19 protein-coding genes are annotated in these 23,418 nt (G+C 74.8%); 6 read left to right on the forward strand and 13 right to left on the reverse strand.

What is annotated here, in order from left to right:
- Positions 1 to 120 precede the first annotated feature (120 nt).
- Positions 121 to 399 carry a hypothetical protein gene (locus O2V63_RS10150; protein WP_269167414.1) on the forward strand — a complete coding sequence of 93 codons (279 nt, stop codon included), beginning with the start codon at positions 121 to 123 and terminating at the stop codon, positions 397 to 399.
- 12 nt (positions 400 to 411) lie between these two features.
- On the opposite strand, the gene O2V63_RS10155 is transcribed toward O2V63_RS10150, so the two are convergent.
- The 5 genes from O2V63_RS10155 to O2V63_RS10175 all read right to left on the reverse strand — a co-directional run bounded on the left by O2V63_RS10155 (position 412) and on the right by O2V63_RS10175 (position 5,319).
- Positions 412 to 1,629 carry a 3-deoxy-7-phosphoheptulonate synthase gene (locus O2V63_RS10155; protein ID WP_269167415.1) on the reverse strand — a complete coding sequence of 406 codons (1,218 nt, stop codon included), beginning with the start codon at positions 1,627 to 1,629 and terminating at the stop codon, positions 412 to 414.
- A 161-nt stretch (positions 1,630 to 1,790) separates the two neighbouring features.
- Positions 1,791 to 2,429 carry an HD domain-containing protein gene (locus O2V63_RS10160; protein WP_269167416.1) on the reverse strand — a complete coding sequence of 213 codons (639 nt, stop codon included), beginning with the start codon at positions 2,427 to 2,429 and terminating at the stop codon, positions 1,791 to 1,793.
- Between the two features lie 93 nt (positions 2,430 to 2,522).
- On the reverse strand, positions 2,523 to 3,272 hold the full coding sequence (locus tag O2V63_RS10165; protein WP_269167417.1) for a hypothetical protein: 750 nt from the start codon (positions 3,270 to 3,272) through the stop codon (positions 2,523 to 2,525).
- Positions 3,269 to 4,216: a PmoA family protein gene (locus O2V63_RS10170; protein ID WP_269167418.1), complete on the reverse strand. Its 948-nt coding sequence runs from the start codon at positions 4,214 to 4,216 to the stop codon at positions 3,269 to 3,271. The genes O2V63_RS10165 and O2V63_RS10170 overlap by 4 nt, the downstream gene beginning before the upstream one ends.
- On the reverse strand, positions 4,213 to 5,319 hold the full coding sequence (locus tag O2V63_RS10175) for a Gfo/Idh/MocA family protein (protein WP_269167419.1): 1,107 nt from the start codon (positions 5,317 to 5,319) through the stop codon (positions 4,213 to 4,215). The genes O2V63_RS10170 and O2V63_RS10175 overlap by 4 nt, the downstream gene beginning before the upstream one ends.
- A 194-nt stretch (positions 5,320 to 5,513) precedes the next feature.
- Between O2V63_RS10175 and O2V63_RS10180 the strand changes: the two genes are divergently transcribed.
- Positions 5,514 to 7,754 carry a diguanylate cyclase domain-containing protein gene (locus O2V63_RS10180; protein ID WP_269167420.1) on the forward strand — a complete coding sequence of 747 codons (2,241 nt, stop codon included), beginning with the start codon at positions 5,514 to 5,516 and terminating at the stop codon, positions 7,752 to 7,754.
- 10 nt (positions 7,755 to 7,764) lie between these two features.
- Here the strand turns inward: O2V63_RS10180 and O2V63_RS10185 are convergent, their stop codons facing one another.
- Positions 7,765 to 10,566, reverse strand: coding sequence for a helix-turn-helix transcriptional regulator (locus tag O2V63_RS10185; protein ID WP_269167421.1), 2,802 nt, complete (start codon positions 10,564 to 10,566; stop codon positions 7,765 to 7,767).
- 86 nt (positions 10,567 to 10,652) lie between these two features.
- On the opposite strand from O2V63_RS10185, the gene O2V63_RS10190 reads away from it, so the two are divergent.
- A complete protein-coding gene (locus tag O2V63_RS10190) occupies positions 10,653 to 11,477 on the forward strand; it encodes an alpha/beta fold hydrolase (protein ID WP_269167422.1) in 825 nt (274 codons plus the stop codon).
- 70 nt (positions 11,478 to 11,547) lie between these two features.
- Here O2V63_RS10190 and ppsA read toward each other — a convergent pair whose 3' ends face one another.
- The 6 genes from ppsA to O2V63_RS10220 form a co-directional block, all read right to left on the reverse strand.
- Positions 11,548 to 13,980, reverse strand: a complete 2,433-nt coding sequence (gene ppsA, locus O2V63_RS10195; RefSeq protein ID WP_269167423.1) for a phosphoenolpyruvate synthase — start codon at positions 13,978 to 13,980, stop codon at positions 11,548 to 11,550.
- The gene (locus O2V63_RS10200; protein ID WP_269167424.1) at positions 13,977 to 14,879 is read right to left on the reverse strand and encodes a pyruvate, water dikinase regulatory protein; all 903 of its coding nucleotides are present in this window, start codon (positions 14,877 to 14,879) and stop codon (positions 13,977 to 13,979) included. Before O2V63_RS10200 ends, ppsA begins: the two co-directional genes overlap by 4 nt.
- A gap of 177 nt (positions 14,880 to 15,056) precedes the next feature.
- Positions 15,057 to 15,827 carry a MerR family transcriptional regulator gene (locus O2V63_RS10205; RefSeq protein WP_269167425.1) on the reverse strand — a complete coding sequence of 257 codons (771 nt, stop codon included), beginning with the start codon at positions 15,825 to 15,827 and terminating at the stop codon, positions 15,057 to 15,059.
- A gap of 33 nt (positions 15,828 to 15,860) precedes the next feature.
- Positions 15,861 to 16,622 carry an ABC transporter permease gene (locus tag O2V63_RS10210; RefSeq protein ID WP_269167426.1) on the reverse strand — a complete coding sequence of 254 codons (762 nt, stop codon included), beginning with the start codon at positions 16,620 to 16,622 and terminating at the stop codon, positions 15,861 to 15,863.
- Positions 16,619 to 17,401 carry an ABC transporter ATP-binding protein gene (locus O2V63_RS10215; RefSeq protein ID WP_269167427.1) on the reverse strand — a complete coding sequence of 261 codons (783 nt, stop codon included), beginning with the start codon at positions 17,399 to 17,401 and terminating at the stop codon, positions 16,619 to 16,621. The genes O2V63_RS10210 and O2V63_RS10215 overlap by 4 nt, the downstream gene beginning before the upstream one ends.
- Positions 17,402 to 17,454: 53 nt before the next feature.
- Positions 17,455 to 18,687 (reverse strand): PucR family transcriptional regulator, encoded by a 1,233-nt coding sequence (locus tag O2V63_RS10220; RefSeq protein ID WP_269167428.1) that lies wholly within the window; start codon positions 18,685 to 18,687, stop codon positions 17,455 to 17,457.
- 111 nt (positions 18,688 to 18,798) lie between these two features.
- Between O2V63_RS10220 and O2V63_RS10225 the strand changes: the two genes are divergently transcribed.
- From O2V63_RS10225 to O2V63_RS10235, 3 genes are read left to right on the forward strand one after another with little or no spacing between them, the layout of a single operon-like run.
- The gene (locus O2V63_RS10225) at positions 18,799 to 20,292 is read left to right on the forward strand and encodes a flavin-containing monooxygenase (protein WP_269167429.1); all 1,494 of its coding nucleotides are present in this window, start codon (positions 18,799 to 18,801) and stop codon (positions 20,290 to 20,292) included.
- Entirely contained in the window at positions 20,289 to 21,227 is a 939-nt protein-coding gene (locus tag O2V63_RS10230) for an alpha/beta fold hydrolase (protein WP_269167430.1), read from the forward strand. Before O2V63_RS10225 ends, O2V63_RS10230 begins: the two co-directional genes overlap by 4 nt.
- The gene (locus O2V63_RS10235) at positions 21,224 to 22,066 is read left to right on the forward strand and encodes an SDR family NAD(P)-dependent oxidoreductase (protein ID WP_269167431.1); all 843 of its coding nucleotides are present in this window, start codon (positions 21,224 to 21,226) and stop codon (positions 22,064 to 22,066) included. Before O2V63_RS10230 ends, O2V63_RS10235 begins: the two co-directional genes overlap by 4 nt.
- Before the next feature lie 15 nt (positions 22,067 to 22,081).
- Here the strand turns inward: O2V63_RS10235 and O2V63_RS10240 are convergent, their stop codons facing one another.
- Positions 22,082 to 23,359, reverse strand: a complete 1,278-nt coding sequence (locus tag O2V63_RS10240) for a HupE/UreJ family protein (protein ID WP_269167432.1) — start codon at positions 23,357 to 23,359, stop codon at positions 22,082 to 22,084.
- Between the last annotated feature and the right edge of the window lie 59 nt (positions 23,360 to 23,418).

A 23,418-nucleotide genomic window follows, 5' to 3' on the forward strand; every position in this document is an offset into this window, starting at 1 on the left:
GCTGGGCAGCGGATTCCGTGCGGGCTCGTCGGCGACTGACCCTCGCACCGGCGGGTCCGTGGGCACGTCCATCGAGGTCGCTCCCCCGCTGACCAGGGCCACCCGGCCCGGAGGCTCCCCATGTCCCCCCGCCACAGCTCCGCCCACGATGCGGCCAAGGTGCGCGTCGTCGTCACCGATGCACTCGGCCTGCAGCGCGTCCTCACCATGCTGACCGGGCGCCACCACGCCTTCACCCGGCTGTCGGCCGAGGAGGCCGGCACCGACCGCTGGACGATCAGCGTCGACCTGATCGCCACGCCCGGTGAGGTCGACCTGGTGGCCGCCCGGCTGCACCGGCTCCCCTGCGTGCTGACCGTCGACGTCACCCTCGCCGGGCGGCTCGCCTCGACGGCCTGACGCCGCTGCCGGTCAGGCCGCGCGCCGCGTCCGGGAGGCCTCGGCCAGCTCTGCCAGCAGCTCCTCGGTGGTGCCGAGGTCGACGCAGGCGTCGGTGACGCTCTTGCCGTGCTCCAGCCGCTCGGGGTGCCGGCGGTCCAGGTCCTGCCGGCCGGCCACGAGGTTGCTCTCGATCATCACCCCGCGGATCGCCTGCTCGCCGCCGGCGACCTGCCCGGCCAGGTCGCGCACGACCTCGACCTGACGGCGGTGGTCCTTCTGGCTGTTGCCGTGCGAGGCGTCGACGACGACGACCTCCGGCAGACCACGGGCGGCCAGCGCCCGCTTCGTGGCGGCGATGTGCGCGGCCGAGTAGTTGGGCCCGTCCTTGGCGCCCCGGAGGATGACGTGGCCGGTGTCGTTCCCGGTGGTCGACAGCTGGGCGCTCACGCCGTGGTGGTCGACCCCGAGGAACTCGTGCGGCGCCCGTGCGGTCAGCACGGCCTGGATCGCCACGTCGACACTCCCCTCCGGCGAGTTCTTGAAGCCGACGACGGAGGAGAAGCCGGACACCCGTTCCCGGGCGGTCTGGTCGGTGACGTTGCGGGCCCCGACGCCGTTGTAGGTGACCAGCCCGTCGACGTACTGCGGCGTGAGCGCGTTCAGCGGTTCCGCGGCCACCGGGACGCCCAGCGCGGTGATCCGGCCCATCAGCATCCGGGTGGCGACGAGGCCGACGCTGATCCGGCTGGAGCCGTCCAGGAACGGGTCGTAGGCGAACCCCTTCCAGTCGACCTCGGTCCGCGGCTTCTCGGTGTAGGTCCGCATCAGGATCTCCAGGTCCGCGCCGTGCCTCGCCCGCATGTCGGCGAGGAAGGCGGCGTACTCCAGAGCGGCGGCTGCGTCGTGGATCGAGCAGGGACCGGCGATGACGGCCAGCCGGTCGTCGGCACCGCCGACGATGTCGGTCGTGGCGCGGCGCGCGTCCCGGGTGGTGGCGGCAGACTCCGCCGACAGCGGGACGACGGTCGCCACCGCGGCCGGGGTGACGACGACGCTCAGGCCGGTGATCCGGGCGTTCCCCAGGTCGCTCAGGTCGACGTCCGCCGCCGGCGCGGCACCCAGCCGCTGCTGAACCGCGGGCAGCAGGTCGGTCAGCGCGGCGTCGATCTGGGCGTTCACCCGGGTCTGGACCTCGAGCAGCGCATCGGCGATCCGCGTCGCCTCGTCCAGCAACTGGTCAGCCGGCATGGGGTCTCCTCCGTCGTTCGCGACTCGCCAGCACCCCGGCCGGGGTCGCGCCCGCTCCCGCGAGGCTGACCGGCACAGCATCCCGGAGCCCGGGATCGGCGTGCCGCCCCGGGGTGCCGCGGGGCGACACGCCGACGCGGCCGAGCTGCGCCGGGGTGCCGTCACTCCGGCCAGGCGGAGCCTCGGACCACCTCGGTGAAGTCGGTGCGGCGGAAGTCCGGGTCGAAGTGCGCGAGGACGTCGTCGTTCACCGTGCCGAACGTCGTGTCCGGGCGGTCGGCGAAGCCGTCCCGGAACGCGGCCAGGATCTGCCGCTTGAAGTCCGGCCGCGGATGGGCCGCGGTCACCTCGGCGAGCTGTTCCGGGGTCAGCCGGTCCAGGGCCAGGCCGAGCACGTCGGTCTCGACCCCGGCGGTCACCAGCGCGATCTCCGGCTCCAGGTGCTCGGGGACGCCGGGGGTGGTGTGCAGCGCGATCGCCAGCCACACCGCGCGTGCGTCGGCCGCACTGCGACCGTGCTCGAGCAGGAGGTCACGCGCGGCGTCCGCGCCGTCGACCTCGAACCGCTGGTCGGTGCTCCGGTGGCCGTCGACCAGGCCGAGGTCGTGGCACATCGCGCCGACGTAGAGCAGCTCCGGGTCGGCCTCCACCCCGCGGGCGCGGCCCTGCAGGGTGCCGAAGAGGAACACCCGCCGGGAGTGGTGGAACAGCAGGTCCCCGGAGGTCTCCCGGATGAACCGGGTCACCTCCTGGGCGAGCGGCGAGTCGGGGATGCGCACGTCGGCGATGGTCTCGGTCATGGGGCGGTGCTCCTCGGGTGCGGGGACGATGTCGCCGTCGAGCCTGCGGGCCGGGCCTGCCCCGCGCTCGGTCACCGGCGTGGCGCCCCGTCCTCACCCGGCTGGTGATGCGTGCTCGGGCAGGTAGGGCGAGAGGAAGCCGCACATGCCGAGCACCGGCTCGGTCGGCCGGGACAACCGGTGCACCCCGGCGGCGCGCAGGTGCGGTGCCCCGCCCCCTGCCAGCGCGTCAAGCCGCTCCCCGGTGCGGGTGGCGGCGGCCAGGGCCCCGGCCGCCCACCGCTCCCGCCAGTCCGGCACCCGGGGCCGCACCAGCGCCGCGGCTGCCTCGTGGAAGGCAGCGAGGGCACCGGTGTCCCCGGCCGTGGTGCGCTCGCGCAGCTCCAGGAAACCGGCGACGGCCAGGTCGCGGCGGGCCCGCGCCCGCTCCGGCGACGGCTGCCCGTCCGGACCGGCGAGGGAGGTGGCCGCGGCGTAGGCGTCGGGGTCCCGCAGGTGCTCGGCCGGCAGGGTGAGGACGGCGTCCCCGGCCTCGGGCAGCCCGCTGTTCTCCATGGCCACGACCACCTGCAGGTCCTCGTCGTCCACCGCCCGGTGGATGGTGCCGGGGGTGAACCACACGACGTCCCCGGCGGTCAGCGGCAGCTCCGCCGCGCCACCGGCCACGGTGAGCGTCTGCAGCCGACCGTGGCCACCGACCACGACGTAGGCCTCCGAGCAGCACAGGTGCAGGTGCGGAGAGCCGCCGTGCAGCCCGTCCTCGGTGCCCCACGGGTAGACCGACAGGCCGCTCAGCCCGACCGCCCCGGGCAGTGGCGGCACCGTGCTCCCGGCGCCGCTCACAGCGCGTGCTCCGCCGCGAACGCCGTCACCTCGGCGCGGTTCCACGCCCGGTCGGCGAACACCACCTGGTGCCGCAACGTCAGCGTCTCCTCGGGGGCGATCGTCACCTCCTCGCTGAACGCCGGCGAGGGGTTGACCGCGGGGAACGGCTCGCGCCGGACGAACCAGCGCAGCGGCACCGGCGCGGAGCTGGTGCCGGCGGAGAACAGCAGCGTCGCGCCGCCGTCGACCTCGTCGTGCTGCCCGGTGTAGGCCAGCCACGGGGACGTCGTCCCCATCGGCTCGGCCGGGGCGTCCGGGTCGGCGGTGACCACCTCGCCCCCGGTGAACCCGCGCGGCCCGCGCCAGAAGAACCCGGTGTAGCCGGCGTCCGGGCGGCCGTGCGTGGTCGGGCTGCCGACGCGGAGGTCCGCGCCCCGCACGTTGCGCAGCTCGGTGGCGAAGTCCAGCGTCCAGGTGCCCCGCTCGACGTCCAGGCCGTGCCAGCGCAGCTCACGCCGCTCGCTCACCCAGTCCTCGCCGGCCGCGGTCACCCAGGTCAGATCCTCGGCCAGGCAGACCTCGGCGTCGGTCACCTCGACCGCGGCGAACCCGTCGTGCCGCATCCGGCCGACGTTGTCCACCGGCACGTAGCCCTCGCCGTGCCGGTAGCTGGACCCGCCCCAGAAGTTCTGGTCGTCCAGGTGCGAGACCGTCATCTGCAGGCCCTTGTGCCACCGGTGGTCGTGCGGCCGGTAGGCCGACACGAGCGCGCCGGAGAGGGTGCGCAGCGGGTGCAGGTAGGGCTTGGGCGCCTCGAAGGCGGCCACGTCGGAGCCCAGGTCGTAGGTCGCGACCTCGACCCGGCCCGAGCCCTGCCCCACACCCTCCCCCTCGACCGCGACGACGACCCGGCGGCCGTGCTCGGAGGTGACCCGGAACGCCGCGCCCATCGGGCGGCTCATCGGGCACCGCCCGCCGTGAGCAGGTCGCCGCCGAGCCGGTCGTAGTGCGGGCTGCCCGGCACCAGGTCCGCGCGGGCGACGCTGCGGCCGGTGGCGGCCGACCGGTAGATGCCGGTGACCAGCTCCATCGTCTCCCGGCCCTGGACGCCGCTGACCTGCGGCCGCTCCCGCCGGTCGAAGGAGTCCAGCAGGCTGCGCAGCTGGGCGGCGTGCCCGCTGGGCACCCCGGCGGTGGCCCGCCAGCCGGCGACCCGGTCGGGGTCGGCGACGTGCGGGGCGGGGGTCCACGTCCAGTCGTCGTCGCCGTAGCCGTAGAGGTGCTGCAGCTCGACGGTCGCGTCGGTGAAGTCGAAGCGCAGGTAGCTGGTCTCCCGCGGCGACAGCACGCTGTTGACGACGGTGGCCATCGCGCCGGACGCGAAGGTCACCACCGCCATGGCCACGTCCTCGGTCTCGACCTCCCGTTCCAGCGTGCCGGTGACCGCCGTGACCTCGCGCCAGTCGCCGAGCAGGGACAGCAGCAGGTCCATCTGGTGGATGCCGTGGCCCATCGTGGGGCCGCCGCCCTCGGTGGCCCAGCGCCCCCGCCAGGGCACCTCGTAGTAGGCGGGGTCGCGGTACCAGAGGGTGTGGCAGACGGCGACCAGCGGCCGGCCCAGTTCACCGCTGCACACCAGCTCGCGCAGCCGGGTGGCGCCGGAGCCGAAGCGGTGCTGGAACACGTAGGTGGCGTACGGGCCGCCGTCGCGCTCGAGCTCGGCCACCGTGTCGAGCTCGGCGAGGGAGAGCATCGGCGGCTTCTCGCACCACACCCAGGCACCGGCGCGCAGGCACGTCGTCACGCCATCCAGGTGCGCGACCGGCGGGGTGCACAGCACCACCAGGTCGGGCGACTCCGCGGCCAGCATCGCGGACAGGTCGCCGAAGGCGTGCGGGACGTCCCAGCGCTGGGCGAGGGCACGGGCCCGGGGCTCGTCGACGTCGGCCAGCGCGACCACCTCGACGCGCTCCCCCATCTCCCGCAACGCCGGGAGGTGGCGGTCGTCTGCGATGTTCCCGGCACCGACGACCGCGACGCGGACCGGCTGCTTCGAGTGGGTCACGGAGCTCCTCTGATCTGGCAGGTCACCGCCGGGTGCACCGACTGGCAAGCGCTTTCCTACCAACCCAACCGGTCCGCCACGAACTGTGTCAAGGGCCACACTCCGCATCGGGAGGCGGCGCCCGGCACGGCACCGGCTGGGTCGACCCGGCCGCACGACCCGCGCCGACCGGCCCGGCGTGGAAGGCTCGGCCCATGACCCCACGGGTGTGCGGAGAGCACGCTGTGCGGTCGCTGTTCCAGCCGATCGTGGACCTGTCCGACGGCGCGCTGGTGGCGGTGGAGGCACTGTCCCGCGGCGAGCCGGGGCCGCTGGCGTCCCCGACCGAGCTGTTCGCCGCGGCCGCAGCAGCCGGGACCACCGCGTCGCTGGACGCCGCCTGCCTGCGCGCTGCACTGCGCGGGGTCGCCGGCGCCGCCGAGCCGACCACCTTGTTCGTGAACATCGAGCCGGCGACGCTGTCCACGCTGTCCCCCGCCGACCTGGCCGACCTCGCCGAACTGACGCCGGCCGGGGTGCAGGTCGTCCTGGAGGTGACCGAGCGCGACCTGCTCGAGCGCCCCGCCGACCTGGTCCGCGGCGTGCGGGGCGCGCGGGAGATCGGCTGGCGGGTGGCGCTGGACGACGTCGGTGCCGAGCCGGCCGGGCTCGCACTGGTGTCGTTCCTGCGGCCGGACGTGATCAAGCTGGACCTGGCCCTGGTGCGCGGACACACCAGCCTGCAGACCGCCGCGGTGGTCAACGCCGTGCGTGCCGACGCCGAGCGCTCCGGCGCGCTCGTCCTGGCCGAGGGCATCGAGACCGCAGAGCACCTGGACCGCGCGCTGGCGATGGGCGCGCGACTGGGTCAGGGCTGGATGTTCGGGCATCCGGGGGACCTGCCGGCGGCCGGCATGCGGGCCCTGCAGCTGCCCCCGGCCACCCCCGCGCGGGGCGCCGGGGGAACCGGTCCGGGGACCCCGTACGAGGTGCTCGCCGCCGCCTCGGGACCGCAGCGCGCCGGCGTGCCGCTGCTCGCCTCGATGACCCGTCAGGTCGAGCGCCAGGCACTCCTGCTGGACGAGCAGACCGTCGTCCTGGCCAACTTCCAGCACGCCGAGCTGATGAGCGGGCGCACCCGCCGCCGGTACGAGACGCTCGGCAGCCTCACCGCCCTGACCGCGGTGACCGGCGCGGGGATGCCCGACGAGCCCGTGCCGGGCGTGGTGGGCACCGCCCTCGATGCCGACGACCCGCTGACCGACCAGTGGGTCGTGACCGTGGTCAGCCCGCACTTCGCGGCCGCGCTGGCCGCCCGCGAGGTGCCGGTCGACGGTCGCGGCGACCCGACCGAGGCGACCGCCCCGGTGCGCACGGCCGGTCGCCGACTCGACTACGTGCTGACCTACGACCGGCAGCGGGTGCTCGAGGCCGCCGGGCTGCTGCTGGAGAAGACCCGCCCGCCGGTCGGGACGGCCACGCCGCTGCCCCTCCCCGCCCCGCCCGCCGGTGACCCCGTCGCGCGGGTCACCGAGGCCGACCTGCCGGACCTGATGCTCCGGGCCGTCTCGGTCGCGAGCAACGGAGTCGTCATCGCCGACGCCCGCCGCCCCGACCTCCCACTGGTCTACGCGAACGCCGCGTTCCTGCGGATGACCGGCTACCCGGAGTCGGAGGTGCTCGGCCGCAACTGCCGCTTCCTGCAGGGGGCCGACACCGACCGCAACCAGGTGCACCCGATCCGGCGGCGGCTGCTCGCCGGACGGGACGTCGACGCGGTGCTGCTGAACTACCGGCGCGACGGCTCGACGTTCTGGAACGAACTGCACGTCAGCGCCGTCCGGGACGCGCACGGCGAGGTCACCCATCTCATCGGCAGCCAGCTGGACGTGACCGCCCGGGTCGACCGGGAGCGGCGGACGGCGTACCTGGCCCACCACGACGAGCTCACCGGCCTCCCCAACCGGGCGCACGTGCTCGAGCACCTGAACCTGGAACTGCACCGTGCCCGCCGCAGCGGTGGGAGCGTGGCGGCGGTGCTGCTGGACCTCGACGACTTCAAGGCGATCAACGACCGCTTCGGTCACGCCGTAGGAGACGCCGCGCTCGTCGGGGCAGCCGGCCGGCTGCGTTCGGCCGTCCGCTCCGGCGACCTGCTGGGCCGGCTGGGCGGCGACGAGTTCCTCGTCGTCCTCGCCGGCCTCCCCGCGACCGGCCGGGCACGGCCGGACGACGGCAGCCGTCCGCCTGCGGAGGAGATGGTCCGGCGGGTGCAGGAGCACCTGCGTGCCGCCCTCGAGGCGCCGCTCCAGGTGCCCGGGACGGCCCTGCTGATCCGCGCCAGCTCCGGAGCGGCGGTCTTCCCCGCGGACGCCGACGACCCGGCATCACTCCTCGCCTGCGCCGACGCCGCCATGTACCGGACCAAGCGCGCCCCGGTGCGACACCGGGACTGAGGGCCTGGGCTCAGCGGCCGGCGTCCACCCGCCGGGCGAGCTCCACGCGCGACCGCACGCCGAGCTTGGTGAAGGCGTTGCGCAGGTGGGTGTTGACCGTGTGCGGGGAGAGGAACAGCCGCGCCGCCACCTCCCGGTTGGTGCCGCCCTCGGCCACCAGGCACACCACCTCCCGCTCGGCGGGGGTGAGCGCGGCCAGGCCGTGCTCCGCGGCCGGTGGGCCGAGGGTGCGGCGTCGCCGGACCCCCAGGTCCCGCAGCCGCCTCCGGGCCCGGGCGGCGTCGCGCTCCGCGCCGGCTGCGGTGTAGGCCGCCAGGGCGTCGTCCAGCAGCGCCACCGCCTCGCGCGGCCGCGCAGCGGCGACCAGCCGGGCGAGGTCCTCCTGCGCCGATGCCCGCACCAGCGGCCGTTCGGTGTCGGCCATCAGCCGCAGGGCCTCGCGGAGGCAGGCCGCGTCGTCGTCGAGCAGGCCGCGCGCGTGCCGCGCGACCGCCGCGGCCAGCGGGTACGTCGGGTTCGCGGCGGCGCGGCGCTGGGCCACGGCACCGGCGCGGACGGCGACCCCGCGCTCCCCGGCCCGCAGCGCCATCCGGACGAGCAGCACCTCGTCGGCGATGTCGGGCAGGCCGGCCAGCGACGGCCCGGGGCGTTCCAGGGTCGCGATCGCCTCCGCCGCCGCGGCGAGCGCCGCGCCGGTGTCCCCGGCGGCGTCGGCGATCAGCGCCGTCAGCCACAGCCCGTTGCGCCGCACCGGCCCGGAGTCGTCGGTGGCCATCTGGTCGACCCGGGGGCGGTGGGCCCGGACGACGTCGGGCCGGCCGGCGTGCAGCGCCCCGCGGATCAGCACGTGGACGACGAGCAGGTCCAGCAGGCCTCCGACGAGGTCGACGTCCTCCATGTCGAGCACGGCCTCGGCCTCGGCCCGCGCGTCCACCAGGCGCCCCGCGTCGAACAGCGCGCGGGCGCGCAGGCTGCTGTACAGCAGCAGCGAGCCGATCCGGCCGTCGGCCCGCGCGGCGGACAGCTCCACGTCGACCAGCGCCAGGCAGCGCGCCGGCAGGCCGATCGAGGTCAACATCGCCGCCTCCCACATGCCGGGTGGGTTGATGTCCTCGCCGGCCGGGGCGAGCCGGACGACGTCCCGGTGCCGACGGAACGCCCGGTCCCACCGGTGCCGGTGGAAGGCCACGTACGTCTCGGCCCGGGCCAGCACCGAGACCAGGCGGGGGTCTGCGGCGTCCTGGACCGCGTCGCGCACCGGTGTCAGGACGGCGTCCGCGGCCTCGGGGTCACCGCCGAGCCCGTGGTTGACCGCGAGGACCAGCCGGAGCCGCATCCGCAGGTCCTCGGGGAGGCCGGGCAGGGCCAGCGCCGTCTCGCACTGTCGCACCGCCTCGGTCGCGGAGTACCGGGTGGCGAACCGGGCCAGCCCCAGCCGGACCTGCGCCTCGGCGACGGGGTCGACCCCGAGCGTCCCGGCGAGCATGGTCGCCGCCAGCTCCTGGGCTGCGACGGCCCGGCCGCACTGCCACAGCAGCAGCACCGACTCGACCGCGACCTCCGGGCGGAGAGGTGAGTCCGCCGGGAGCAGCTCGAGCGCCCGGAGGCTGAACCCCGCCGCCGCCGGGGACGACGTGAGGGCCAGGGTCGCGGCCGCCGAACGGAGCGCCGTGACCGCCGCCAGGTCGCCCGGCGCTGCCGACTCGGCCAGCATCGTCGCCACCTGCAGCGTCGGCGCGCCCCGGGCGAGCAGGACGTCGACGGCGTGCCGGCGCAGCACCCGGGCGAACCCGGCGGGCATGCCGGCGGCCACCGACTCCCGGATCAGGTCGTGCCGGAAGCCGATCTGCTCCCCGGCGTCGGCCAGCAGCCCCGCAGCGATGACCTCCTGCAGTGGGCCGAGCACCGCGGTGGGCGGCCGGTCGAGCACCGCGGCGAGCAGGTCCGGCGGGAACTGCCGGCCGAGCACCGCGCCGACCTGGAGCAGCTCGCGCGCCGGTGCCGACAGCCGCTCGGTGCGCCGGGCGACCGCATCGCGCAGCCGCGCAGGCAGGACGTCACCGACCAGCCGGGCCCGCCCCGCGTCCAGCTGCACCAGCTCCTCGTCCTGCCAGCCGCGGAGCAGCTCGACCAGCAGCAGGGGGTGGCCGCCCGCGCGCGCCGCCGAGGCGAGGACGTCCTCGGCCGGTGTCGCCCCCAGCACGTCACCGGCCAGCTGCGCCACCGCCTCGTCGTCCAGGGGGTGCAGGTCCACCCGGTCGGCGCCGGCCTCGGTCAGCGCGCGCACCGTGGCCGAGACCGCCGGGTCGACCTCTCCGTCGCGGACGGCGACGACCCAGACCACCGCTTCGGTGGCCAGCCGCGGCGGCAGGGTGCGCAGCACGCGGAGGGTCGCGTGGTCGCACCACTGGAGGTCGTCCACGCTGACGAGCACGGGCTGCTGCATGGCGAGGCGTTCCAGCCGGGCCTGCAGCTCGTTGCGCAGCCACCAGCCCTGCTCCGGCCCCCGGGGCAGGGCAGCGAGGACGTCGGGTGGGAGCAGCGGGTGCGGCCCGGCCTGCACCGCGTCCAGCAGCGGGCCGTGCGGGATGACGTGTGCGTCCGGGTCGCCGGAGACCGCCAGGACCCGCGCCCCGGCGCCGGCGGCCAGCGCCTGGGCCTCCTGGAGCAGCCGTGACTTGCCGGAGCCCGGGGCGCCGGCGATGACCACGACCCGGCCCCGGCCGTCCTGCCGGGCGGCGCCGACCCGGCGGTGCAGCAGGGCCCGCTCGGCGTCCCGCCCGCGCAGCGGCGTGCGGTCGTTGGGCAGCACGACGACCTCCTGGAGCGGGCCCGGACCCGGGCCTCGGACTGACCTGTACGCGACGACGGACGTCGTGGATCTGGTACGTCCGTGCGATGTCCGCGGGGCTCCGGCCGCCGACGCTGGGGCCGCGTGGCGCTCGCGCCACCACCGCGGTCGTCACCGTGGCACACCCGTTCGTCCACGACCAGCCCCTGGAGGCCTCCATGACCCAGCCCACCGTCGTCCTCGTGCACGGCGCCTTCGCCGAGTCCGCGAGCTGGGGCGGCGTCATCGCCCGGCTCCACTCGGCCGGGCACCGCACCGTGGCCGTCGCGAACCCGCTGCGCAGCCTGTCCGGCGACGCCGCCGCGGTGCGCGCCGTCCTCGACTCGCTCGAGGGGCCGGTCGTGCTGGTCGGCCACTCCTACGGCGGTGCGGTCATCTCCGCGGCAGCCCAGGGCAACCGCGCGGTCACGGCGCTGGTGTACGTCGCCGCGTTCGCCCCGCAGGAGGGCGAGAGCATCGCGGAGCTGTCCGGCCGGTACCCCGGCAGCACGCTCGGCGACACGATCCAGCCGGTCCCGCTGGCCGACGGCAGCACCGACCTCTACATCCGGCAGGAGCTGTTCCACCAGCAGTTCGCCGCGGACCTGTCGGCGGAGGACGCGGCGCTGGCGGCGGCCACCCAGCGGCCGCTCAGCGACGTCGCCCTGAACGAGGGCGCGCCGGCCGACCCGGCGTGGCAGCACGCCCCGTCCTGGTTCCTGGTCCCGGAGCTGGACCGCAACATCCCGCCGCAGGCGCAGCGGTTCATGGCCGAGCGGGCCGGTGCCCACGAGGTCGTCGAGCTGGCCGGCGCCTCGCACGCGGTGCCCGCCTCCCGGCCCGACGAGGTCGCCGACGCGGTCCTGCGTGCGATCAAGGCGACGGCAGCCTGACCCACCGGCGGCCTGACCCACCGGCGGACGCCGCCCGGCTGATCACCCGGGCGGCGTCCACGGCCCGCCGTCAGGCTGGGCGCGCGGTCTTCGCCAGGTGCAGCCAGGTGTCGACGACGGTGTCCGGGTTCAGCGACATCGACTCGATCCCCTGGGCCACCAGCCACTCGGCCAGGTCGGGGTGGTCGCTGGGGCCCTGGCCGCAGATGCCGACGTACTTGCCGCGCTCCAGGCAGGCCGTGATCGCCATCTCCAGCACGGCGAGGACGGCGGGGTTGCGCTCGTCGAAGCTGCCGGCCACCAGGCTGGAGTCGCGGTCCAGGCCGAGCACCAGCTGCGTCATGTCGTTGGAGCCGATGGAGAAGCCGTCGACGTGGTCGAGGAACTGGTGAGCCAGCAGCGCGTTGGACGGCAGCTCGCACATCATCACCACCGACAGGTCGTTCTCCCCGCGGCGCAGGCCGTGCTCGCCGAGCAGCCGCACCACGCCCTCGATCTCCGCCACGGTCCGGACGAACGGGATCATGATCTTGACGTTGGTCAACCCCATCTCGTCGCGGACGTACCGCAGCGCCTCGCACTCCATCGCGAAGCAGTCGGCGAAGTCGGCCGACAGGTACCGCGACGCCCCGCGGTAACCCAGCATCGGGTTCTCCTCGTGCGGCTCGAAGGCCTCACCGCCGAGCAGGTTGGCGTACTCGTTGGACTTGAAGTCGCTCATCCGCACGATCACCGGCTCGGGCGCGAACGCCGCGGCGATCATCGAGACCCCCTCCGCCACCCGCTGCACGAAGAAGTCCCGCGCCGAGGGGTAGGCGACGATCCGCTCCTCGATCTCCGCCTTGAGCGACGCGTCGAGGGTGTCCAGCTCCAGCAGGGCGCGGGGGTGGATCCCGATCTGCCGGTTGATGATGAACTCCAGCCGGGCCAGCCCGACCCCGGCGTGCGGCAGCCGGGAGAACGAGAAGGCCTGCTCCGGCGTCCCCACGTTCATCATGATCTTGGTGGGGATCTCCGGCATCGCGGCCAGCTCGGTCTCGGCCACCTCGAAGCCGACCTCGCCGGCGTAGACCAGCCCGGTGTCGCCCTCGGCGCAGGAGACGGTGACCGGGTCACCGTCGGACAGCGCCCGGGTGGCGGTGCCGGTGCCGACGACGGCGGGGATGCCGAGCTCGCGGGCGATGATCGCCGCGTGGCAGGTGCGCCCGCCGCGGTTGGTCACGATCGCCGAGGCCCGCTTCATGATCGGTTCCCAGTCCGGGTCGGTCATGTCGGCGACCAGCACGTCGCCGGGGGTGAAGGAGTCCATCTCGTCGATGTCGGTGAGCACCCGGACCGCGCCCGCGCCGATCTTCTGCCCGATCGCCCGCCCCTCGACCACGACGTCCCCGGTGCCGGTGAGCCGGTAGCGCTCGGAGGTGGTCCCGGCGCGCGACTGCACCGTCTCCGGACGCGCCTGCAGGATCATCAGCTCCCCGGTGCGGCCGTCCTTGCCCCACTCGATGTCCATCGGCCGGCCGTAGTGCTCCTCGATCTTGAGCGCCTGGCGGGCCAGTTCGAGGACCTCGTCGTCGGTGAGGGACAGCTTCCGGCGGTCGGCGGGGTCGACGTCGACGAACTCCGTCGTCCGGCCGACCTCGGCGTGCTCGGTGTAGACCATCTTGGTGGCCTTCTCCCCCACGCCGCGCTTGAGCACGGCCGGGCGCCCGGCGCGCAGGGCGGGCTTGTAGACGTAGAACTCGTCGGGGTTGACCGCCCCCTGCACCACGCCCTCCCCCAGCCCGTAGGCCGAGGTGACGAAGACGGCGTCCCGGAAGCCGGACTCGGTGTCCATGGTGAACAGCACGCCCGACGCCCCGACGTCCGAGCGGACCATCCGCTGCACGCCCGCCGACAGCGACACCGACTCGTGGTCGAAGCCGTGGTGCACCCGGTAGGCGATCGCCCGGTCGTTGTAGAGGGAGGCGTAGACCTCGCGGACCGCCTGCAGGACGGCGTCGATGCCGCGCACGTTGAGGAAGGTCTCCTGCTGGCCGGCGAAGGAGGCGTCGGGCAGGTCCTCGGCGGTGGCGCTGGAGCGCACCGCGAAGGAGGCCTCCGCGTCGTCCCCGGCGAGCCGGGAGTACGCGGCCCGGATGTCGGCCTCCAGCGCCGGCGGGAACGGCTGGGAGACCACCTCCCGGCGGATCTCGGTGCCGGCGGCCGACAGCGCCCGGACGTCGTCGGTGTCCAGCGTGCGCAGCCGGTCGGCGATCCGGGCGGCCAGCCCGGTGTCGCCGAGGAAGCGCTGGTAGGCCGCGGCCGTGGTCGCGAAGCCGTCGGGGACGCTGACCCCGGCGTCGGCGAGGTGGGAGATCATCTCCCCCAGCGAGGCGTTCTTGCCGCCCACGACCTCCAGGTCGCCGAGCCCGAGCTCGGCGAACCAGCGGACGTTGTCGCCGTCGTCCCCGCTGCCTCCCGGGGTGCTGCCGGCCGGGGCCTCGGGTGCGGTGTCGGTGCTCATGATCGGGGGGTCCTTCCTCGCCGGAGGTCGTGGCCGGTTGGGGGGCGGCCGGTGCCGCGCCGCTGCCGCGCCAGGGTCTGGATCACCACGGCGGCGATCTCCTCGACGGAGGCCGCCGAGGTGTCGACCGTGGGCAGGGAGTGGGTCTCGTACATCGCCGTCGCCCGGCGCAGCTCGTACCGGCACTGGTCCTCCGACGCGTACCGCGAGTCCGGGCGCCGCTCCTGCCGGACCCGGCTGAGCCTGGTCACCGTGGTGGTCAGCCCGAAGCACCGTTCCCGGAGGTCCTTCACCGGACGGGGCAGGTCGGTGGTCTCCAGGTCCTCGTCGACCAGCGGGTAGTTGGCCACGAAGAGGCCGTGCTGCAGCGCCAGGTACATCGCGGTCGGCGTCTTGCCGCACCGGGACGGCGCCAGCAGCACGACGTCGGCCCGGTCCAGTCCGCGCGGGCTCAGCCCGTCGTCGTGCTCGATGGCGAACTCGATCGCCGCCATCCGGCTGTTGTAGCGCCGGACGTCGCCGACCCCGTGCAGCCGCCGCGCCTCCCGCAGGCCGCGGGTGCCCAGCTGCTCCTCCACCCGGTCCATGTGGATGCCGAAGAAGTCGATGATCGGGGCCTTGGTCCTCAGCAGCTCCTCGCGGACCTCGTCGACGGCGGCGGTGGTGAACACCAGCGGGGTGACCGGTCCCTCCATCGCCTCGTCGAGCTGGGCCACCACCTCGCGGGCCTCCTCGACCGAGGAGATGAACGGGACGAGGGTGCGCTCGAAGTGCACGTCGGGGAACTGGATGAGCAGCGCGTTGCCCATCGTCTCCGCGCTGATCCCGGTGCTGTCGGAGAGGAAGAACACCGGGACGACGGCGTCCGGGTCGCGGTCCGCGGGACCCGCGTCGGTCACCGGGCGCCCCGGTGGCGGTTCCCGGCGCAGTGCCCCGGCAGGTCAGGCGTCATACGGCACCTCTGGTCTTCCGCGTCGTTGCAGAGAAGAGCGAGCTCGGGGTGAGCATCCCCCGGCGGTGGCCTCCCGCGCACCTGCGCGGTCGCGCCACGGTCCCCGCGGACCACGGCCGGGGCCTCAGCCCGCCGGGTCGATGCGCCTGATGTCGGTCCAGCCGGTCCAGCCGCGCTGCTCGAGGAGCCGGAGCAGCCGCGGCGCGCACGGGAAGGACTGCACGAACGCGGCGTCGAGCAGCGCGATCAGGTCCGCGCTGATCGGCCATTCCTCCGCCCCCGCGGACACGGCGGCCGCCTCCTCGAGGAATGCCTCCACCCGGTCGGCGAGCGACGGCAGCCGCGGGTCGTCCGGCGCACAGTCGGCGAGGTCCCTGAGGTCCAGGTACAGCCGGCGCAGCGGCTCGTGCTCGATCTGCGCGCGCTTGATCGCCATCAACGTCGGCACCTCCGCCGGCATCCGGGCTGCGATCAGGATCCAGCTGTCCCGCTCGATCTCGATCAGCCGCTCCGGGAACCCGAACTCGTGCATCCGGTCGAGGTAGGCGACCGCCTCGGGCGGCAGCACGAGGCTGTCGCCCGCAGCCAGCTGGGCGATCCGGGCCCGGTGCCGCTGGCGCTGGCGGATCTCCGCGCGGAGGCGGCGGTCGACCGCCTCGACCGCCGCGGCGAACTCCTCCTCGCCGGCCACCAGCAGCTCGCGCACCCGCGACAGGGGCACCCCGGCCTCAGCCAGGGTGCGGATCCTGATCAGCTCCACGACGGCCGCCGCGTCGTAACGCCGGTACCCGGAGGAGTCCCGCTCGGGCTCGGGCAGCAGCCCCGTGACGTGGTAGTGCCGGACGGCGCGGACCGTCACCCCGGCGTAGGCCGCGAGCTGGCTGATGGTCAGCATGGAACTCCGGTCTCCTCTCCGCCGTCGTCCCGGTCAGCCGGTCTTCCGGCGGTAGGTGCTCATCGCCAGCGCGTACGCGACGAGCAGCAGGCCGACGCACCAGGCGACTGCCAGCCAACCGTCGTCCCCGACCGGCTGCTCCGCGAACAGACTGCGGATGGTGCCGACGATCGGGGTGACGGGCTGGTTCTCGGCGAACCAGCGCACCGGGCCCGGCATGCCGTCGGTCGGGACGAACGCCGAGCTGATGAACGGCAGGAAGACCAGCGGGTAGGAGAACCCGCTGACCCCGTCGATCGACCTCGCGGTCAGCCCGGGGACCACGGCCAGCCAGGTCAGCGCCAGGGTGAACAGCACCAGGATCCCGAGGACGGCGAGCCAGGCGAGCACGCCCGCACCGGTCCGGAACCCCATCGCCACGGCGACCAGGACGACGAGCGCGAGCGCGAGCAGGTTGGCGACGACCGAGGTGAGCACGTGCGCCCAGAGCACCGCCGACCGGGCGATCGGCATCGACCGGAACCGCTCGAAGAGCCCGCCGGAGACGTCGGTGAAGAGCCGGAAGGCGGTGTAGGCGATCCCGGAGGCGACGGTGATGAGCAGGATCCCGGGCAGCAGGTAGTCGACGTACCGGCCCCCGCCGACGTCGATGGCGGAACCGAAGACGTAGACGAACAGCAGCAGCATGGCGATCGGCGTGACGGCCGTGGTGATGATCGTGTCCGGGCTGCGCAGGACGTGGCGCAGCGACCGCTTCGACAGGGTCGCGGTGTCCCGGAGGACGGCGGCGGTCATCGGTCGGCCCCCTGCTCGCTGGCGCCGTCCTGGCCGACGATCGCCAGGAAGACGTCCTCCAGGGTCGGCTGCTTCTGCACGTACTCGACCTCGGCCGGCGGCAGCAGCTGCTGGAGCTCGGCGAGGGTGCCCTCGGCGATGATCCGCCCCTCGTGCAGGACCGCGATCCGGTCGGCGAGGTGCTCGGCCTCGTCCAGGTACTGGGTGGTGAGCAGCACCGTCCTGCCTCGAGCGACGAGCTCGCGGACCGTCGTCCAGACCTCGATCCGCGACTGCGGGTCCAGCCCCGTCGTCGGTTCGTCGAGGAAGAGCACGGGTGGGTCGCCGATCAGGCTCATCGCGATGTCGAGGCGGCGGCGCATGCCGCCCGACCAGGTCGCCACCCGGCGTCCGGCCGCGTCGGTCAGTTCGAAGCGGGCGAGCAGCTCGTCGGCGGTGCCGCCGACGTCGTCGAGGTGGCGCAGCTCCGCGACGAGCACCAGGTTCTCCCGCCCGGTGAGCACTTCGTCGACGGCGGCGAACTGCCCGGTCAGGCTGATCGACGCGCGGACCTCGCCGGGCGCGGTCGCCACGTCGTGCCCGTGGACGGTCGCCGTGCCGCCGTCGGCCCGGAGCAGGGTGGACAGGATCCTCACCGTGGTGGTCTTGCCGGAGCCGTTGGCGCCCAGCAGGGCGAGGACGGTGCCCGGGGCGACGCTCAGGTCGACGCCGGAGAGCACCGCGTGGTCGCCGTAGGACTTGGTGAGCCCGGTGAGCTCGATGGCTGGTGTGGTGGTCATGGCGGGAGCGTCCAGCCCTGACCCTGCGTCAAGGTCAAGCCCTGTTCCGCACGTCACGGCCGGGCACCCCGCCAGCGCAGCACCTCCAGCGCCGCGGCGACGGCGACGGCGTTCTCCGCCAGGGGCCGCGGCAGCAGGTCCTCGGCCCGGGCCAGCCGGCGGAGCACGGTGTTCCGGTGGGTGTACAGCCGCGCCGCCGTCCGCGAGGCGTTGCCGAGCTCGCGGACGTAGACCAGCACCGTCTCGCGGGTGACCGCATCGGCACCGAGGAGGCCGCCGAGGGTGTCGGTCAGGAACTCCTCCACCCGGGCGGGATCCCGGGTGAGCAGCGCGACCAGCTGCACGTCCTCGTAGCGGGCGACCTGCTGCGGCGAGGTCAGCCGGTCGAGCATCTGCTGAGTGGTCACCGCGTCCAGGTGGCTGCGCCGGAACCCCTCGACGTCGACCCCCGGGCGCCCCACGGCCACCCGGACGTCCGGGGCGCCGGCCAGCCCGGCGGCCACCGAGTCCGCCTCGGGCGCCCGGCCGACCGGCAGCCACACCCACAGCGCGGCCGCTCCGGCCACCACGGTCAGCCGCCCCGCGGCACCAGCGGCCCGCATCGCCGCCTCGGCCGCCGCCTCCAGCTGGACCGAACCGGCAGTGCCGGCATCGCTCCACACGATGACGGCGGTGTGCGGCCCGGTGAGCCCGTAGCCCAGCTGCGCCTCGGCCCGCGCCCGGGCGAGCGGCGCCCCCTCCAGCAGCAGCGACACCGTGGCCCGGCGCTCGGCATGGGCACCGCGGGTCAGCTCGGCGCGCTCGGCGGCCATCCGGGCGGACACCGCGGCCACGGTGTCGTCGATGAATGCGCTGATGGACCGCGCCGAGACGTCCAGCAGCTCGCGCAGCTCGGCGGTGTCCGAGGTGAGCCGGAAGCAGATGTCCATCCACCGGCGCCAGGCGACCGCCTGCGCGGTGCGGTAGGCGTCCAGACCCCGGTGGTCCAGGCCGCGCCGGACCAGGTCCCGCGCCCCCTCCAGCACCTCGGGCCCCAGGTCGACCGGCACCCGCTCCCCGGGGCGCTGCACGTTGGCCGCCGCCCAGCGCAGCAGGTTGGCGCGGTTGGCCCGCCGGGCCCCCTCGGCGAGCACCGGGTCCTCGGCGACCGGGCGCATGCCGGACCCGCTCAACGCCGCGGTGTGCATCTCGGCGACCCACTCGGCCCGGGGATCGAGGGCGAGCTCCGCGCCGCGCCGGAAGAGCTCCCGGACGGCCGGCGACGGGGTGGGCCACTCCGGGGTCACCGGTTCATCGTGCACCACTCCGCCGTGACCGTGGTGCTGATCGTGCTGGCAGAACGCCCTCCGGTCACCGAAGGTCGAGACGGCGCCGTCCCCTGCTGAGCTGGAGAGAGCATGAGCACCCCGACTCCCGTCGAGCACCTCGACGTCCTGATCGTGGGTGCCGGCCTCTCCGGCATCGGCGCCGCGTACTACCTGCAGCGCGACCACCCGCAGCGCAGCTTCGCGCTGCTGGAGGCGCGCGACGCGACCGGCGGCACCTGGGACCTGTTCCGGTACCCGGGCATCCGTTCGGACTCCGACCTGCACACCTTCGGCTACGAGTTCGCGCCGTGGCGGGACCCGCAGTCCATCGCCGGCGCCGACCGGATCCTCGACTACCTGCGCGGCACCGCGGCCGAGCACGGCATCGACGGCCACGTGCGCTTCCACTCCCGGGTGGTCGCGGCGTCGTGGTCCTCGGAGCAGGCGCGGTGGACCGTCGAGGTGGAGCGCACCGACACCGGCGAGCGGACCGCGCTCACCTGTGGCTGGCTGTTCGTCGCCGGCGGCTACTACCGCTACGACGAGGGCTTCACCCCGCACTTCGAGGGACGCGAGCGGTTCACCGGTCAGATCGTGCACCCGCAGCACTGGCCCGCGGACCTGGACACCACGGGCAAGCGCGTCGTCGTCGTCGGCAGCGGGGCCACCGCGGTCACCCTCGTGCCGGCGCTGGCCGAGACGGCCGCGTCCGTCACCATGCTGCAGCGCACGCCCAGCTACGTCATGCCGGTCCCGGCCGAGGACAAGCTGGCCAACCGGCTGCGCCGGGTGCTGGGCGAGGAGCGCGCCCACCCGCTGATCCGCCGCAAGAACATCGCCAAGGGCCGGCTGGTCTGGCAGTTCTGCCAGCGGCACCCGGAGCGGGCCCGGAAGCTCATCCGCTGGGTCAACGCCAAGCAGCTCCCCGAGGGCTATCCGGTCGACGAGCACTTCAACCCGCCGTACGGCCCGTGGGACCAGCGGCTGTGCGCCGTCCCGGACGGCGACCTGTTCCGCGCGATCCGCGAGGACCGCGCCGAGGTCGTCACCGACCGGATCGTCACCTTCACCGAGACCGGGGTGCTGCTGGCGTCGGGCCGGGAGCTGCCGGCCGACGTGATCGTCACCGCCACCGGGCTGAACCTGCAGGCGTTCGGCGGCGTGCAGTTCACCGTCGACGGGAGGGAGGTGCGGCTGCCCGAGACCGTCGCCTACAAGGGGATGATGCTCTCCGGCGTGCCGAACCTCGCCTTCGCGGTCGGCTACACCAACAGCTCCTGGACGCTGAAGATCGGGCTGCTCTGCGAGCACTTCACCCGGCTGCTCAGCCACCTGGACGCGCACGGGTACGACAGCGTCCGCCCCGAGCCCCGCGACCCGGACATGCCTACCCGACCGTTCCTCGACTTCGCCGCCGGTTACGTCCAGCGGGCGGTGCACCAGCTGCCACGGCAGGGCGACCGGATGCCCTGGCTGACCTCGATGGACTACCGGTCGGACCTCAAGCTGCTCCGGGCCGACAGCGTCGTCGACCCGGAGCTCGTCTTCACCCGCAGCGGCGTCGCCGAGCAGGTGGCCGCGTGAGCGCCGCGGACCTGGACCGGTTCGTCGACCTGCCCGCCGGGCCGCGGCTCTGCTACCGCACCGACGGCCCGGACGACGGCGTCCCGCTGCTGCTCGTCGCCGGCCTCGGCCTGGACCTCACCTCGTGGCCGCAGCGGATGGTCGACGGGTTCACCGGCTCCGGCTTCCGCGTCGTCCGCCTCGACAACCGCGACATCGGGCGGTCCAGCTCGAGCGGCACCCGATCGCCGGGGCGGCTGCGCCAGCTGCTGGCCCGGCCACGGCCGGACGCCTACGACCTCGCGGACATGGCGGCGGACACCTACGGGCTGCTGGAGCACCTGGCGGTCGACCGCGCCCACCTGGTCGGCATGTCGATGGGCGGCATGATCGCCCAGACGCTCGCCGCGCGGCACCCGGACCGGGTCGCCAGCCTGACGTCGATCTTCTCCACCACCGGCAACCGACGGATCGGGCAGCCGGCCCGCTCCACCCTGGCGCGGCTGGCCCAGGCGCCGGCGCGCACGGTCGAGGAGTCGGTCGAGCGCCACCTGTCCCTGCTGCGGCACATCGGCTCCCCGACCGCCCTGCCCGACGACGACCTCGAGCGGGCGTGGGCACTGGGGCTGTGGGAGCGGGGCGGCGGCGTGCGCGCCCGGGCCGGTGTGCCGCGGCAGATCAGCGCGATCCAGGCCTCCGGCGACCGGACGGCGGAGCTGCGGCGGATCACCGCCCCCACCCTCGTCGTGCACGGGTCGGCCGACCGGATGGTGCACCCGAGCGGCGGCCGGGCCACCGCGGCCGCCGTCCCCGGCTCCCGGTTCGTCGAGCTCCCCGACCTGGGGCACCACCTGGCCCCCGGCGTCGTCGACCAGCTCGTCGACCTCACCACCGACCTCGCCCGCAGCACCGGCGCCCCGCTGGCGCCGCTGTCCCCGACAGGAGACCCCCGATGAGCAGCGTGCAGGGCAAGGTCGCCGTCGTCACCGGCGCCGGTTCCGGCATCGGCCGGCAGCTGGCCCTCGAGCTGGCCCGGCGCGGTGCCCGGGTGGCGGTGTCCGACGTGGACGGGGCCCGGGCGGCCGAGACCGCCGCCCGCGCGCGGGCGCTGGGTGCGGAGGTGCACAGCGCCGTCCTCGACGTCGCCGACCGCAGCGCGGTGCTGGCGCACGCGGCCGCGGTGGCCGACCACTTCGGCGTCGTGCACCAGGTCTACAACAACGCCGGGGTCGCGGGCGGGAGCACGGTGCTGGACAGCGACTGGGCCGACTACGACCGCATCCTGGGCATCAACCTCTTCGGCGTCCTGCACGGCACCAAGGCGTTCCTCCCCCACCTGGTGGCCTCCGGCGACGGGCACGTGGTCAACGTGTCCAGCCTGAACGGGATCATGGGCCAGGCGTCGATCAACGCCTACAGCGCGAGCAAGTTCGCCGTCCGCGGGTTCACCGACGCGCTGCGCAGCGAGATGCTGCTGGCCGGGCACCCGGTACAGGTCACCGTCGTCCACCCCGGTGGCGTGCGCACCGACATCTCGAAGGCGGCGCTGGAGCACTCCCGGCAGCACGGCCTGGTCACGCCGGAGGACGAGGCGCGGGCGCGGATGTACGACGAGAAGCTGCTCCGGATGCCCGCCGAGCAGGCGGCCAGGATCATCGTCGACGGCGTGGAGGCTGGGCGGGCGCGGGTGCTGGTCGGCACCGACGCGAAGGTCGTCGACCTGCTGGTGCGGCTCCTCCCCGCCAGCTACCCGCGGCTGGCCGCCCTGGTCCAGCGGCGCGCGCTCCGCGCCTGATCGGGCCCCGGTCCCTCACCCGAGCCGGGCGAGCGTGGGACGGTCGGTCGTCCGGGTGGCGTCGTCCTGCTGCACCGACGGTCCGGTCGTGCGAGCGACCAGGGCCAGGAGGGCCAGGCCGGCGACGACCCACCACGGGTTCGCGATCAGCGTCTCCTCCACCCCGGCCAGCGGGTCGGCCTGCCGGCCCAGCCGGTCCAGCGCCCAGGTCGTGGCGGCCACCAGCGCGATGAGCGCGCCGGTGGTGCGGACGGCGGGGTACCAGCGAGTGCGGGAGAGCAGGTACAGCGAGGGGAAGACCAGCGCGACGGTGAGCAGCTGGGCCAGCTCCACACCGACGTTGAACGCCAGCAGCGCGGGCACCGAGGTCACCCCGCCCAGCCCCAGGTCGGTGAGGATGCCGGCGAACGCCAGCCCGTGCACCAGGCCGAACCCCCCGGCGACGAGCACCTCGCCGCGGTGGGCCAGCGGGCGCAGTGCGTGCACGGCGGCGACCCCCACCGACACCGCGATCAGCACCTCGACCGGCGCGCTGGGCGCGGTCACCCAGCCCAGCGCCGAGGCCAGCAGGGTGAGCGAGTGCCCGACGGTGAAGGCGGTGACCACGGCCAGCACCGAGCGTGCGGTGGGCCGCATCCCGTCCCGCCGGCGCCACCGGCCGGCGACGGCGGCCACCGGTGCGACCAGCAGCAAGGTGAGCAGGAACAGCAGGTGGTCGGCGCCCTCGAGCACGTGGTGCAGCCCGTACCCGACCATGTCGGTCAGTCCGGTGCCCAGGACCCCGGGGTCGCCGACGGTGAGGCTGTCGTCGGTGGCGGTGAGCACGCCCGCCGTCGAGATCTCCCCGGCGGCGTCGGTCAGCACGATCACCGCCTCGTGCGAGGCGTCGGCGGCGATGACGCCGTCGTAGCCGAGGGTGAACGTGGACGGGTCGGCGCCGCCGGGGTCCAGCACGACGACGACGCGGTAGGAGTCGACGCCCTCCACCGTCTCGCGCACCACCGATGACCAGGTCTCGGTCCAGGTGCTGCCGTCGCTGCCGGTGACGGTCAGGTGCTCGGCGAGGTAGCCGGTCACCTCCGCATCGGTCGCCGGGCCGCCGAGCACCGTGTCGAGGGTGTCGGCGGCGACGGAGACGGTCGCCTCGACGGACTCCTCGCCGACCCGCACGGCCAGGGTGCTGCTGGTGAGGCTGTGCGCCTGGGCGGTGCCCGCGGTGAGCAGGGCCAGACCACCGGTCAGCACCCCGGTCAGGGCGGTGACGGCCAGGGCACGGGTGGGACGCGTCGTCATGGCGTCCACCGTGGCCGGGCCGGCTGTGCGGTGGCTGAGGACGTCGTGTGCATCCGTCC

The sequence above is a fragment of the Modestobacter sp. VKM Ac-2977 genome, from assembly GCF_026968045.1.
GTDB lineage: Bacteria > Actinomycetota > Actinomycetes > Mycobacteriales > Geodermatophilaceae > Modestobacter.